The 14,455-nt window shown below is 35.1% G+C and carries 13 protein-coding genes; 2 read left to right on the top strand and 11 right to left on the bottom strand.

Features of this window, described 5'->3' with window-relative positions:
• Positions 1-95: 95 nt before the first annotated feature.
• Positions 96-362, top strand: a complete 267-nt coding sequence (locus MYP_RS19885; RefSeq protein ID WP_045467460.1) for a hypothetical protein — start codon at positions 96-98, stop codon at positions 360-362.
• Positions 363-525: 163 nt separating this feature from the next.
• On the opposite strand, the gene MYP_RS19880 is transcribed toward MYP_RS19885, so the two are convergent.
• Positions 526-1,503 carry a type I phosphomannose isomerase catalytic subunit gene (locus MYP_RS19880; protein WP_045467458.1) on the bottom strand — a complete coding sequence of 326 codons (978 nt, stop codon included), beginning with the start codon at positions 1,501-1,503 and terminating at the stop codon, positions 526-528.
• Positions 1,504-1,664: 161 nt separating this feature from the next.
• Here MYP_RS19880 and htpG point away from each other — a divergent pair, with 161 nt between their 5' ends.
• The gene (htpG, locus tag MYP_RS19875; protein WP_045467456.1) at positions 1,665-3,482 is read left to right on the top strand and encodes a molecular chaperone HtpG; all 1,818 of its coding nucleotides are present in this window, start codon (positions 1,665-1,667) and stop codon (positions 3,480-3,482) included.
• A 406-nt stretch (positions 3,483-3,888) separates the two neighbouring features.
• Here the strand turns inward: htpG and MYP_RS19870 are convergent, their stop codons facing one another.
• The 10 genes from MYP_RS19870 to MYP_RS25450 all read right to left on the bottom strand — a co-directional run bounded on the left by MYP_RS19870 (position 3,889) and on the right by MYP_RS25450 (position 14,433).
• Complete coding sequence (locus MYP_RS19870; RefSeq protein ID WP_197060145.1) at positions 3,889-4,632, bottom strand: choice-of-anchor Q domain-containing protein; 744 nt, start codon at positions 4,630-4,632, stop codon at positions 3,889-3,891.
• A gap of 241 nt (positions 4,633-4,873) precedes the next feature.
• Entirely contained in the window at positions 4,874-5,494 is a 621-nt protein-coding gene (locus MYP_RS19865) for a DUF417 family protein (protein WP_045467453.1), read from the bottom strand.
• Positions 5,495-5,663: 169 nt separating this feature from the next.
• Positions 5,664-6,893 (bottom strand): MFS transporter, encoded by a 1,230-nt coding sequence (locus tag MYP_RS19860; RefSeq protein WP_045467449.1) that lies wholly within the window; start codon positions 6,891-6,893, stop codon positions 5,664-5,666.
• Positions 6,893-7,366: a MarR family winged helix-turn-helix transcriptional regulator gene (locus MYP_RS19855; RefSeq protein WP_045467447.1), complete on the bottom strand. Its 474-nt coding sequence runs from the start codon at positions 7,364-7,366 to the stop codon at positions 6,893-6,895. Before MYP_RS19855 ends, MYP_RS19860 begins: the two co-directional genes overlap by 1 nt.
• A gap of 561 nt (positions 7,367-7,927) precedes the next feature.
• Complete coding sequence (locus MYP_RS19850; RefSeq protein ID WP_156140754.1) at positions 7,928-8,314, bottom strand: hypothetical protein; 387 nt, start codon at positions 8,312-8,314, stop codon at positions 7,928-7,930.
• 184 nt (positions 8,315-8,498) lie between these two features.
• Entirely contained in the window at positions 8,499-8,828 is a 330-nt protein-coding gene (locus MYP_RS19845; protein WP_045467445.1) for a hypothetical protein, read from the bottom strand.
• A 191-nt stretch (positions 8,829-9,019) separates the two neighbouring features.
• Positions 9,020-9,340: a hypothetical protein gene (locus MYP_RS19840; protein WP_045467444.1), complete on the bottom strand. Its 321-nt coding sequence runs from the start codon at positions 9,338-9,340 to the stop codon at positions 9,020-9,022.
• 156 nt (positions 9,341-9,496) lie between these two features.
• The gene (locus MYP_RS19835; RefSeq protein ID WP_045467443.1) at positions 9,497-11,437 is read right to left on the bottom strand and encodes a CotH kinase family protein; all 1,941 of its coding nucleotides are present in this window, start codon (positions 11,435-11,437) and stop codon (positions 9,497-9,499) included.
• Positions 11,438-11,768: 331 nt separating this feature from the next.
• Complete coding sequence (locus MYP_RS19830) at positions 11,769-12,800, bottom strand: YncE family protein (protein ID WP_045467442.1); 1,032 nt, start codon at positions 12,798-12,800, stop codon at positions 11,769-11,771.
• Positions 12,801-12,807: 7 nt separating this feature from the next.
• Positions 12,808-14,433, bottom strand: a complete 1,626-nt coding sequence (locus tag MYP_RS25450) for a T9SS type A sorting domain-containing protein (protein ID WP_052430376.1) — start codon at positions 14,431-14,433, stop codon at positions 12,808-12,810.
• Positions 14,434-14,455: the final 22 nt, after the last annotated feature.

The following is a 14,455-nucleotide window of genomic DNA, read 5'->3' as shown; positions in this document are numbered from 1 at the left end:
TATCTCAATAGAATCAAGGACTTCAACACTTTTACAAACATATCATTTCCTGCTCCTGTTCTTCAAATAAGAGGAACATATTACTCCAACAACTTATGAAGAAGATTCTATTAATTCTTATAACATATATACTTGTAATACCTGTGACGCATGCTGAAGCTATTGAAGATGTAAACACTTATAGAATTACAATGCTTGCTTCTATTGGCACAATTGTCTTATCCATATTCGTTTACTATCTCATCTGGAAATCCGGAAATACTGCGGGAGCAAAGAATAAAATCAAAAGAACTACAGTACAGGCAGCGAAAGTTAATCCTAAAGCTACAACTTCTGTACAAAAGCAAAAAATGGCAAGCTGAGGTTTGTCTTTTACCAGGAATTGTTTGCGGAGTTTTGCATCAATTCCTGTTTTTTTTAACTCCCCTCAATATAAACCTAATTAAACGGAATGATTATGCAAATAAAAAATCCTTCCCTTTCAAAAAAAAGAAGGATTTTAACACAACAGTATGCAGATTTAATCTATTCTATATAAGACTCCAGAAGCTTGGTTTCTGAAATGCTTTCAACTGTTACCTCTTCGATAGTTGCAGGAATCAGCAAAGAGTCTCCCTTCTGGATGTTTACAGCCTCTTTCCCGTACTTAATAACCGCCTTACCTTCGAAGCAAACATAAATCACAAAGCAATCAAGACCTTTATATGAACGGGAGATTAAACCGTCAACATGTAGTAAATTGGTTGTAAAGCAGACATTCTGAACAAGCTGAACCGAAGTATTGACCTTGTCTGTGTATTGCGTTTTATAATCGGAATAGTGGTTAAAATCGATCACATCCAGAGCCAGCTCCGTATGCAATTCTCTTTTCTGTCCCTTGTCATCCACTCTGTCAAAATCGTAGATGCGGTAAGTGATGTCAGAAGTTTGCTGAATTTCAGCCAGAAGAATACCCTTACCAATAAAATGCACCCTTCCGGCAGGAAGGAAAAATACATCTCCGGATTTTACCTCCTCAAAATTCAGAACTTCTTCAAGCTTCTTTTTTTCGAGGTATTCAAGGTACTTTTCTTTCGTTACTCCCTTTTGAAAACCAGTATTCAGTCTTGCTCCTTCCTCCGCCTGAAACACATACCACATCTCAGTCTTTCCGAAGCAACTATGTTTTGCTTTCGCAACTTTATCGTCAGGGTGAACCTGAATACTCAGATCTTCATTTGCATCAATAAATTTTACAAGCAAAGGGAATTCACTTCCGAACTCCTTATAAATTCTTTCACCTACAAGTTTTCCTTTATACTCCTCAATCAACGAATCCAGACCACAGCCTTTCAATAAGCCCTCACTCACTACGGAAACATTTCCTTTTACTCCGGAAATCTCCCAGGTCTCACCACAATTTGGTAAGGGACTAAAATCTTTTCCAAGGATAGTCTTAATCTTTTGTCCTCCCCAAATTTTTTCTTTAAATATCGGGTTAAACTTTAAAGGATATAATTCCATACTAAAATATTAAACGTCAAAATTGATAGATATAATTTAAACTACAAAAAGTATTGACGATAATGTTTACATAAATTTACTGTCAGATTGACAGTTTTTCCATCCAATGGAATGGTTTTTGAAAATTATCGAACAGAAAATTAATTAAATATAAAAATACAATGGCAGAAGAAAAAGGTACTTTATCCATTCACACCGAAAATATTTTCCCGATAATCAAGAAATTTCTTTATTCGGATCACGAAATTTTTCTTAGGGAACTGGTTTCTAACGCAGTAGATGCCAGTCAAAAATTAAAAAAACTTGCATCATTCGGAGAATGCAAAGAAGAAGTCGGTGACCTTAAAGTTACCGTATCACTGGATGAAAACGCAAAGACCATAACCATTAGCGACAATGGTATCGGTATGACTGCAGATGAAATTAAAAAATACATCAACCAGATAGCTTTTTCCGGTGCAACTGAATTTCTTGAAAAATATAAAGACAAAGGAGAAGACAAGCAAATCATTGGGCACTTCGGATTAGGCTTTTACAGTGCCTTCATGGTTGCTTCAAAAGTAGAGATTGTTACCAAATCTTTCAGAGAAGGAACTGAAGCTGCAAGATGGATATGTGACGGTAGCACGGAGTTTGAAATTTCACCTGCAGATAAAGCTACAAGAGGTACTGACATTATCCTTCACGTAGCAGATGACAGCAAAGAATTTCTTGACAAGTACAGGCTTCAGAACATCCTTGATAAGTATTGCAAATTCCTTCCTGTTCAAATTGAGTTTGATGCAAAGGTTGTAAACAATCCAAATCCAATCTGGACCAAACAGCCTTCAGAACTGAAAGACGAAGACTACATTAACTTCTATAAAGAACTTTATCCATTCACTGAAGATCCGTTATTCTGGATCCATCTGAATGTTGACTATCCATTCAACCTCACAGGTATTCTATATTTTCCTAAACTGAAAGGAGAGTTTGAAGTACAGAAAAATAAAATCCAGCTTTACAGCCGTCAGGTATTCATTACAGATGAGGTAAAAGACGTTGTTCCTGAATTTCTGATGTTGCTTCACGGCGTGATTGACTCTCCTGATATTCCACTTAACGTTTCCAGAAGCTACCTCCAGGCAGATAGTAATGTAAAGAAAATCAACACTTACATTACTAAAAAAGTAGCTGACAAACTATCTGAGTTATTTAACAATGACAGAAAAGGTTTTGAAGAGAAATGGAATGACATTGGAGTGTTCATTAAATATGGAATGATCAGTGAAGATAAATTCTATGAAAAAGCTAAAGACTTCTGTCTGCTAAAAAACCTTAAGAATGAATTCTTCACTGTAAACGAATACAAAGAACGCATCAAGGATAGTCAGACTGACAAGAATCAGGATATTGTTGCGCTTTATAGCTCTGACCCTGGTAAGCAGGATGCTTATATTCAGTCTGCGGAAAGAAAAGGATATGATGTTCTATTGTTAGATACTCTTATCGACAGTCACTTTATTGGCCTTGTAGAAAGAAAAAATGAAAAATTCCATCTGAAGAGAGTTGATGCTGATACTGTGGAAAAGCTTATAGATAAAGATGAAAAGCTTGAGAGCGTATTGAGCGAAGATCAGCAAAAATCAATCAAAGAGATTTTTGAAAAAGTGATCAGCAAGCCAAATATGACTGTAACAGTGGAATCTCTTCCTGTGGATGAACTTCCTGTATCTCTTACCATGCCAGAATTTATGAGAAGAATGAAAGACATGGCTATGGGTGGAAGAACAGGTTTTGGAGAATTCCCAGATCAATTCAATGTAATCGTGAATGCTAATCACAAAACGATACAGAAAATCCTTCAGGCTGACGGCGATGAGGCGAAATCAAAAATTGCAAAACAGGCATTTGACCTGGCATTGCTTTCGCAGGGGATGTTAAAAGGCAACGACCTTACAAGCTTTATTAAGAGAAGTGTTGAGCTGACATTGGTATAAAGCTGAAAGCTTAAAGTTGAAAGTTAGTTTCATACATTAAAAAGCTGCTGTATTTTTATGGCAGCTTTTTCTATTTTAACTATTGTGTGACTGATCTAAGTCTTTTTCTAACGCCAATCCCTTTCTTGGATACCATTTCTCGCATATTTATACCTCTTTGATAGGTATTATCATTAACGTGATAAAATAAGGTAAATTTAATGGGAAATATAAAAATAACTGATATCTGTTTCTTTGCTATGACATATATATTAGCAAACAGAATATAAAAAACACTCTCCTTTGACGCATTGCATATTGTTTTTTAATGAAGCATGATCAATGAAAGTATATATTACTTTGTTCTCTAAGGCTGGTAAAATATCAAAGACTGCCTTATAAGCAGGCAGCCTTTGGAAATTCAAAACTAAAAATCTATTCTATTATAATTTTTTTCAAAAGCTAGTACATTTTTATCTGACAGATGCTTTATCATATATATACCTTTAGGTAGTTCTGTTAAGTTCAGAAGCTCCCCAATTGAAATATTTCTTTCCGCTACCAGCGCACCTTGCATATTAAGAATTGAAACTTTACCTTCTACATCTTTCATGTAGAATACCCCTTTCGATGGGTTAGGATATGCATAGTTAATGCTTACATCTGAAGGTTTATAGATAGATGTAGCAATAACGTCAGACTCAAAAGCACCAATATCTCTAGAACTTGTAACAGCAATGCCTCTCTGATCTGTTGTAGGAATATAAGGTAAGCCTGAAACCCCTGCATTGATAGCCGGACTATTATTTTGTAATGCATGCGTTTTCGTCGGGCCACCATTATCTTCCAGCTCTAACAGCAAGGGATCAACATTTAATACATTTATCTTAACTCCGTTAAAAGCAGAAGCCTCAGTCTTTCCTATAATGGAATTTGTTACATTAAGAATGCCACCAAAGCGAGATATGTCTGAAGTCTCTGGAGTCTTCTCAATACTTCCACTTATAATCGTATTGATTACATTGACAGTATCTGTTTGCATTGCAAAACCACCACCATTGTTATTGGTTTTATTCTGAGTAACGGTGCAGTTAATCAGAGTAGCTTTATTATAGATGAACATTCCACCGCCGTGATCTATGCTAAAATTATTTGTTACAGTAGTATTCACAAGCATCCAAGCTTTATCCTGACCAAGTTGCTTGAAATGCCCCCCTTCTATATCAGGAACACTTATTTCACAACTAATTAATCGTTGGCTGTTCCCTTACCACTATAAAAAGTATCAGAAAATGAGGTCAACTTAGATTGATAAAGCGACATAAAATCTTAATCTTTTTTAAGTTCAAATTATTGCAATCAATTAGTTTTACATATTCTGCGCCTCAAATTCAAACCTCACAAACAGAACTTTAACGATAGTTGGCAACTAATCTTCTGGCACTATCGGAAGCAACAATAAGTCCGGCACCCAGCATAATCACATCTTTTATCACTAGTCGTCCGGCTCCTGATAAATATGGAAATCCGTGTACTGGTGTTGGAAAATCCCCGCCTAAGTCTGGTACATATACTTCCGGTGTTGTAATTAAAAATGTCAGGGTTATTATAGACATTCCAAAGGTCAATAATCCACCTATAAAACCAATTGTAGGAAACCATATTCCTAAGAAAACTAATAATCCAATGATAACAATGACAGTCCCAAGACCATAAGAAAAGATATATGTACCATTTTCCTTATGCCAGTCAATATTTTTCTGAACTGTTTTACCTTCAGGATTTTTATATAAAGTGTATTCCGCTACGATTTTTCCTTTGTCATTTACAGCGGTCTTTCCAGTATTATGATAAAAGAATTTCATAAAGGGACTATTGATTACAAATGGCACAATACCATCTGCTTCATACTGAAATGCCTTTAAACCTCCAATCCAAACCATTACAATCATTATGGAAATTCTTGTAAGGTTAATAAAGGCACTTTGTAGTGATGCTGTTAATTCTACTATTTGTCGAACTTGTTTATTCATTATCGATTATTAATTATTGTTTTCCAAATTTACTATAACGGTGTATTCTCTCAAGAATTGTAAAATTATCTTCTGCATATCCTTAACATATACTACAGAAAAAATCACCAACCATAGTTATCCTTCTTATTGCCAATTATATTGAAAGCCGAAGTTATTTGTCAGTTGATTAAAGCCTATTATGCTTTACAATTTTGCTAACCTTATAAACCAAATAGGCAGCAACAACAGAGAGACTAACAGCAACATATCCCAACCAATCAAAATTTTGCAGTGGACTATTAGGTGTTGGCTGATATACAATACTGCCTGCGATAGTTATACCTAGTCCTCCAGCCATTTGTTGCAGGGAAGACGATATACTCATGTAGCCACCTCTCGCGGAAGGTTCTGGTATCATTGAATTTAAAGCCTGAAATGGTCCCATCCTGCTCATTATTGCAGCAAACATAATTACATTCATAACCAGCACAACCCAAAGTGGAACAATCGGCAAATGTGTGTATAAAGGGATGATAACAATTGTTGCTATTGATCCGATTAAAAAAATTTTAAACTTATCAAACTTGTCTGATAATTTTCCAACAAATGGCATAACAAAAAATGCCGAGGCGCCAGTTACCATGAATATGATTGGCACTTGATCATTTGTGATATGTATATTATTAACTAAGAATATACTAATAAAAGGTTGGAGCATCATGCCCATCCCTAAAAATATCGTTGCAGAAAATCCGATTTGATGTTGTTTATTTTTTGCCAGATCCCAAAAGTGAAAAAATGGATTTTTACCATTTACTTTTAAATGTTCGTTAACTGGATTTAGTTTCAGAAGAATAACTAATAAAATCAAAACTGAAAGAATAACAATTAAAAAAAATGTATAATGCCAGCCTAAATTATTAGCTATAAACAACCCTATAGGGATTCCTATAATCTGACTTGCAGCAAAAGCCATCTGGATAGTCGTCATAGCTCTCCCTCGTTGGTTTGGTGTAAACAAATCTGTAACAATTGTCATTGTTATAGAACCTATCACCCCCCCGAAAATACCTGTAATAATTCTTGCCGTTAATAATGAGATGAAAGAATTTGATAATGCACAAAACAGAGTACCTATAATGAAACCTGTAAAGAAAAAAAGCAACACATTCTTTCTATCAAACTTATCAATAAACCCGGCTGAAATAATTCCTGAAGCTGCTGCACTGAAAATATAAGAAGAAACAATTAATCCGAATTGATTTGTGGTAATGTCCAAATCTTTAGTGAGGATATATCCGATAGGCGAAATTATCATAAAATCCAAAATCACAATGAATTGCAAAAGGGCTAAGATTGCTAATATGATTTTTTGATAAGCAGTAAATTTCCCGGCTGTTAAAATTTTACTTGTCATCAATTTTCTTTTTTATTTACCTGACTAGAGTTTACAATTGTTGTTTCATTCATGATGTCAATAGATTTCAAAAGAAAGGCTTCAATAGTTTTTATTTCTTTGTTTGAAAAGGAAGCTATAAGCTCTTCAGACTTTTTACCATATTCTTCAAAAAGAGGCTGTAAGAGGGCCATTATATTTTTAATATTGGGATTAATAATGACTTTTCGTCTGTCATCTTTCGCAAATTGTCTTTTTACAAGCTTTTTCTTTTCAAATCTGTCTATTAACCCAGTAACTGCTCCAGTCGTCAGTCCTGTTAAATTAGATAGTTCCCCTGCTGTCATTTGCCCTTTCACAATCAAAAAACTTAAGTATTTATGGTCGGTTCCTGAAAGGCCCGCCCTGAGCGCTATTGCTTCATGCATCTTAATAGAATCATAAGCGTATTGCTGACTCAGTTGCCTTATTCGGCTTATTATTTCTTTTTCCATATTTATCTCATCAACTAATTATCTTAGGAACAAAGATAAAATCAAATTATTAAATCGTCAAATAACTTTGCCTACATATTTCACCTATTTACAAATTTTCTTTATGGAAGGATTTGTATTTATTTAGACAACTTTCCCTTAGCTTTAAACTAACAAACATAAGATACTTTAAAAACAAAACTCCAATCGATTAATATCAACTGGAGTTTTAGAAGCAGATAATAAGTGTAGTGTTTATTATTTAGTTTGCAGTATTTTTTTTGCCAGGATCATTGATTTTTATCTGATCATTAATACCAATCGTGGAATCAAATGCGGCTATTTATCACTTATATCCTTGATAACTTTCACCTATAACAAGAGAATATCATTAGTTACTTATACTAATATTTCTCCCATTTCCATTTTTTTAAAAGTAATTGATATCTACTAAAATCCGGGTCACTTTTGCCACCCCTATTTATTTTTCCAAGTTCGTATAGAATGGAATACTTTATAAAATAACATCGTGGATCAGTATTATTTTTCAATATTGACCTATCAATTTCAGTTAATGCCTCCTCATTTTTTTTTAATTGCTTCCAATACTAATGCCCTATTCATATTTATCCTATAATCATCCTTCATACCTGATTCTTCTGCCTTCCTAATATCATTTAATGCCTCATTGCAATATCTATTAGCTTCTTCTCCCCTTCCTATAGAAAAGGCTCTAACATAATATGAAATTGCTCTGGCCAGGTAGATTTCAGGATTTCTGGGATTTTTACCAATGATCGAATCAAAATGACTAATGGGAGAATCATATCTATATTTACCGTATCCATACTCTTCAGTCTTCAGCCAATGCCTGAAAGCAGATTTCTTGTCTCCATTCAGGTACTCCGCCAAAGCAAAAACAAAATATACATCATAATATTCAGACAATCCCAAAGGGCTATCGCTCATATGATTATCCGGTATCACATCTATTATTGACTTTAGATCATTTATTGCACCTTTGTAGTCCTTAAGGTATTTTATTTAAACCTTGCCTGCTCATGCCTTACCACTTTTTTATCTTCTGAAATAACAAACAACGTATTGTAATCATCCAAAGCTTTATTATACTCGTTTAGCCTAATATATAACTCTATTCTTTTCCGATAGGAATCCCACTCCTCATTTCTGCTGTAACATTCACATTGAATTGCCTTCGAAATTTTTCATATTGAGCCGTTTGAGCAAATGCATCACAAAGAAGAAATAGAGTTTCACAATCTTGTCTACCGTTGTTTTTCTCTATTACTTTATCAATTTCTGCAAAAGCAAGTTGAGGTTTATTATATTTATTAAAATATGCAGCTCTCCTGAGAAAGTGTTCCGCGGGAAGATCTCTTTCATCCTGAAAGGAAAGATCTATTTGTGGATTATATTGAATATAACCTGCTTTAGATAGTTTTTTGACTGTAAAAAATGTCAATCCACTTCGGATCAGCTTTACATTTCTAATATAATCCTCTCTAACAAATGAGACTCCAAATTTTTTGAACGATGAAACTTAAAATATCCCTTTTGTATTACCAGTGAATCCATCCAATCAGCGCGACCAGCAGCGTTTTCGCCAATAATTCCATAAAAATCAACTATCATAGTGTCTAGTTGATATTCAATTTACATTCTTTGGCATGAACCCTCCTTTGAATAACCATTTTTATCCGCATCATCTATTGAAGGGATACGATATCCATAATGATGATCAAATATTAACACTTCGCCACTTTCTTTAGGCAATGATTGAAACATAAAAAACTCCTTATGAGTTTTTCCCTCAAACATGCTAAAAAATCTTATTTTAAAAGAAGTGTCGGATGAAATATCAATGAGGTCAAGTTTATTACTGTAAAAGCTACCTATTCCTAAACCGCCTCCACCACCTGGTTGCCCATACACCTCTCCTGTAAAAAATAGCATGGCAATAAAAATGACAAGCATTTTAAAGGGATTTATAAAACGAGAGAATCTAAGATCTCTTTTGAATATCTTACTATCTATTCAAACACCTTTAACATAGATATATTAATCTTTCAAAAACAACTTAGCTATCAACTTTAAAACCAATTTTTATCAACTATATATCATTTATTCCTCTTAAGGAACCATACATTTCACAACTTCAGACACTCCTTCAGAGTTAGTTACAAGTATTAGGTATATACCCTTTTCTACATTAATTACAGTGCTTTCTCCTACTGCACGCGAAAGAATTGTTCTTCCTAAAAGGTCAATTACATCTATGTTCAGAGGTTGCGCAAGAATGTTAAAATGTATACTGTTTTCATCGGTTCGTATAGAGATATCAGAATTTCTTATCTTATTGCTAGAAGCAACAACAGGAGGAGTATAATCCAGTTTCTTGTCCATCCATAACAATCTATTCTTAATATAATCTTTGACATGATCTACTTCAGCAGCATAACTTCCATATATTTCAGGATTATTAATATTGGTTAAAAGTATATTCCAACGGGTAAAATTGAGTTGTTGAGATTGATCCAATTCTGCTGCATAGTTATCAACGACACTAAGTAAAACGGAATCTTTCAATATTTCCCGATCACGATAAGAGGCATATACAGATTTTATTCTTTCAAATAGATTTGGATCAGAAAGTAAACGATTGACTATTGTGCGGGCCCCTCCGGCAGAGCTTCCTGTTGACGCATAAATCCAGTCTGGGTTATCATTGATAGGATAAGTACGATGATCATTTTCATAGGCTATATCAAAGTCCCATATTGGACCAAAGCGAAAGAGATCATCATTTCTTCTCTTGTATATATAAGTGCTCCAATACGTGTCGGTATTACCACTAAGCTCTCCTATTAAAAAATGACGTATAAAACTCTCCTTATCTATATATTTAGAATATCCATTTCTTTCGTCTTCAAATGCAGCAGAAAACAAGGCACTTTCCATTGAATTGAAATAGGACGTTATATAATTCTTTTGCTCAGGCACAATTTCATCATCTTTTGGATATTTAATAGTTACAGGAGTACTGGTTTTAGCAGATTGGAACCATGAGATCTCCTTATTAGCATATCCGTCTATTTCTAATAAGTATCCACCTGATAAGTTAGGCAAAGTAACATCTTCCGGATCCATTTTTTCGATATCAACTCTTTGTTTTGCAACTTCTATCTGATCACATAGTTGGTAGGTGCCTTTGTACTCTCCATTTAAAATAACATCTACTGGCTTTCCTGCAGGGGTATAAGACATATCCAGTCGCTTACTTAAATCAAACGCAAGTAAATTTCGCATCAAGGTTTTGTCGCTATAGTTGTTAATCAAGGTCCAGTTTTTTTCTTTTGCAGGCATATTCAACAATGAAGCTTTATTGTAAAGTTTTATCCTATAAGGCTTCTTTGGGAAATCCCAGCTGGCATTGCCTCTACCTCTGATCTCCAGACTATCTGTAAATAACTTGGTACCATTTTCAGAAATTATGGTTACTATACCAGCTATATAGGTATCCTTTGATACAATATCCTCAGCATTTGCAGTATGTATAGTAACTGTTGGTAGATTTGTCAGTTGAAAGAGCTTCCTGTTATCACCCGCTCCGAGATATCCATAAAATTCAAGCTCCGCAATGTTGCAATATGAACCGGAAGGGCCAATATATCTTACATATCGAAACCCTTTGGAACAATTTATAATTTGCTCTGTAAGTATATTTTCCTGAGGAGCATCTTTGATAATGGATAATGGTACTGCATCTCCGAAGTCTGGGTTATTGGCACCTTCAAATATTCCAAGCAATAATTTGGAGGAAGCGTTTTTTCTAGGACTGTATGAAATCTTTTCTATTACATATTTTTCACCTAGATCCAAGCCAACCCATCCACCACTGCTTTGTGAAGTAGAAAAAAAGGTTTCCAAATCGCCATCAAAAGCTTTATGCAAATTATCATCACTGCCAATAACATTTTCAGCATAAAGTTTTTCAGGAACAGCTTGCGCTCTAAGCGTCAACCAATTAAAAATAATAATTACGAATACAAAGGAATTAAGTGTATTTTTCATTGTTTCGGGAGTTATAAAAATTGTAAATCTACAAAGAAATACGGTAAATTAATAGAGAAAAAAGCAAAAGTCAGATCGCCGGCACCTATACTTAGCAGCCATATCACATGGCCATCAGCATATTAAATCTTATTTGAACATATCTTAATTTTCAAAATAATTAAATTGACCAATGGTCAAAATCATTTATTGAAATAAAAATATCAAGTATTTGATCAAATCAGACCATGAATGCTCCAAAAGGCAAGGCTTCAGATTACGATTTTAATGTTTTAGAATACAAGACAAACTTTCTACACAAAGCCACAGAAGACAATTCTGGGACTTTACATTAATAAAAGCAGAAATCTCCTGGTGTTGTCCCTACCTTAAAGCTATTCAACAAAGTTCCATTCGGTTGATACCTATATACTATCCCTGGCTGAACATAATCTATTGCATCTGAAACAAAAATAACTCCTGAAGCTGGATCTATGCCTAAACCATAGAACAACATATTGCCCTGTGGGATTAAAGTTATAGCATGCAAGGAAGTTTCTGAAATCGGAAGTTGACACACTCCTTTATTCAGGTAATATAAAGTATCTTTTGTACCGTTGATCTTCAATGAAGATGGGTTGTCTGAGGCATTAAATGATAATGTTTGCTCAATAACATTATTTACCGGGTTTATCCTGTGTAAAGTTGCAGCAACTGATCCATTCCTGCCTGCCAGCACCCACACCTTATTATCCTTATCTGTCTTGACAGAATAAGCATTCATACCGATCTTAATACTATCTTCAATAATATCACTTACAGGATTTATGACGTACAAATATTGCTTCCTCACATTTGTAATAAAAACCTTATTACCAGCCATTACCAGCTCTTCCGTCCAGCCTCTGCAGGGTATCTCTTTAATCACATGGTTGGTTGAAAGATCCACAACGTAAACAGCATTTCTTTTGTAATCCGTCACATAAGCTTTGGTTTCATTTACCGCAAGTATATAACGCGGAGAACTTAATCCGCTTATCACACCTACTGATTTCAAGCTATCTGGAGTAACTACCTCAATTTTGAACGAGTTATTGACAACGATGTAGGCTTTACCATTTATAATAGACATAGACTGACATACATCTCCTAACTGACGATTATTGGCTGCTTTAAAAGCATCTTCCGTGACCAGTTGGTCTGAAAAGTTATAATAACTGACAGAAGCATTCCCCCAGGTGAAATTCCCTTCATTAGTAATGTATACACCGGAAGCAGGCTTTGCTGCTACCGGCATTTCAGGTTTCACATCTTTGGCCCTATCGCTTACACAGGAACATAAAAATAAAACACCTGCGCAAACAAATCCTACGATATACTTCATCTTTGAATTAGTTAACAACAAATTTTCTTGTAATTACCTCACCTTCATCAATTACTTTCAATACATAGATGCCTGCAATAAAACCCTCAGTTGAAATAGAGAACTGCTGAGATCCGGCTTTATGTGACTTCATAAGCTGACCTGCAAGATCATATATCTGCACACCATACTCCTGATCAACAGAAACATCAAGCGTAATATTTATGAATTGATTTTTCTGGGATGGATTAGGATAAATGCTGATTCGACTCTCTCCTGCACCAACAATACCTGCAGGAACACCTGTATTGATAACTCCAATAGCATCAAGGTCAAAACCACTTGAAGGAAAAGGAGTGGGCCAAGGATCATTTACATTTCGGCCTTCCTCGTCTTTACTGGCATATAGTGGATTTATACTTCCTACAACATCTACTATACGTACATGGGTCACAGCATCAATATTCAATCCCTCTATGTCTTTTAATTCCTCCAGATCGAAAGGTGTACCAAACTCACCATTATACTTTCCTGCTAAGTTGTTTAATAGGTTTTCACTAAGATACGCATTCGTACCGGCCTGATCGATCTGATGTGTTACAGGATCTGTATAAGAAGTTGCAGGAAAACGGAAGAAGTGTTCTCCATCTGAACTTACTTCCACAAAAGCCAGCTCCTTAAATGCCTGCTCAAAGCTGTATTCAAAAACTGCAAAGTCTGAACCATCTCCATTCCTGATTGGCATATCAAAGGTTAGCGTAGCATAACCGCTATCACCCAAACTTACTAATCCTGTTCCAGCTTTTCCATAAGCGCCTGACAAATCTCCAGTGGATGCTTTACCCAGCTCCTTCTTAGAAATATCCTGAAACCCTCTTGTAACAGAACCACCGGAAGCCCATATTTTAAACACCTGACTATCCTTGTGAATAGCAGTACTTCCTGTCATTCCAGGCTTGCCGGGAAACTGAGGGTTGTTAAAATTATCTATGGCAAAATAGGCAGGAGTATTCATCCCCCATACTCCAACATCAGAAGATGATAGTTCAAAAGCAAGGCTATCAACATTTCCCAGAGGAGTAAGATCTACCCATTGCCAGGTATTTACGATATAGTCAAATAAATTATCAGGAGAGCGATAATCGGCAAGATAAAAATCTACATGATTATCCTTGGCTTCACCATTTATATAACCTTTTATCGTTAACTTAAACCAGTCTTGCTCATCACCTGATGCTCCACCGAACTGCTTTGCACCAAATTCACCATTTTTCTTATCCTTCATAGACAGTGCAGTATTCGTTGTATTAGTAACAAAAAAACCACTGACAGTCTTTCCTCTTAGTTCGCCAGTCAGACGAACAGAAGCTGGTGAATACGCTGACGATACTATATAATTATCTGATGCATTATAGCCAGATCCAGTAATTGCGCTATATGAATTTCCATGTTTAGGTGTGATAGTATCCTTCATATTTGTGTAAGCAAAACCGGACCAAGAATTATAAAGTGTGCTATAATTATTATAAAAAAATGCATCGCCGCTTTGAAATCCGCCAGAGCCGTCAGAGCCATTCCAATAAGAACCAGGGGCAAGTGTATACTCATCAACAGTTGAAATACTCTGTGCTATCGAAACATGTTCTAAAAGCAAAAAACAACAAAAAGTCAAAAGA

The organism is Sporocytophaga myxococcoides, from assembly GCF_000775915.1.
Classification (GTDB): Bacteria; Bacteroidota; Bacteroidia; order Cytophagales; family Cytophagaceae; genus Sporocytophaga; species Sporocytophaga myxococcoides_A.
The sequence above is the reverse complement of the archived record's forward strand: the minus strand, read 5'-3'. Positions and strand labels throughout refer to the sequence as shown.

Bases quoted from the DNA above. Each gene is read 5' to 3' on its own strand.
- MYP_RS19885 (WP_045467460.1), top strand. From the start codon at position 96: ATGAAGAAGATTCTATTAATTCTTATAACATATATACTTGTAATACCT.
- MYP_RS19880 (WP_045467458.1), bottom strand. From the start codon at position 1,503: ATGGAATTATATCCTTTAAAGTTTAACCCGATATTTAAAGAAAAAATT.
- htpG (WP_045467456.1), top strand. From the start codon at position 1,665: ATGGCAGAAGAAAAAGGTACTTTATCCATTCACACCGAAAATATTTTC.
- MYP_RS19865 (WP_045467453.1), bottom strand. From the start codon at position 5,494: ATGAATAAACAAGTTCGACAAATAGTAGAATTAACAGCATCACTACAA.
- MYP_RS19860 (WP_045467449.1), bottom strand. From the start codon at position 6,893: ATGACAAGTAAAATTTTAACAGCCGGGAAATTTACTGCTTATCAAAAA.
- MYP_RS19855 (WP_045467447.1), bottom strand. From the start codon at position 7,366: ATGGAAAAAGAAATAATAAGCCGAATAAGGCAACTGAGTCAGCAATAC.
- MYP_RS19850 (WP_156140754.1), bottom strand. From the start codon at position 8,314: ATGAGCGATAGCCCTTTGGGATTGTCTGAATATTATGATGTATATTTT.
- MYP_RS19840 (WP_045467444.1), bottom strand. From the start codon at position 9,340: ATGCTTGTCATTTTTATTGCCATGCTATTTTTTACAGGAGAGGTGTAT.
- MYP_RS19835 (WP_045467443.1), bottom strand. From the start codon at position 11,437: ATGAAAAATACACTTAATTCCTTTGTATTCGTAATTATTATTTTTAAT.
- MYP_RS19830 (WP_045467442.1), bottom strand. From the start codon at position 12,800: ATGAAGTATATCGTAGGATTTGTTTGCGCAGGTGTTTTATTTTTATGT.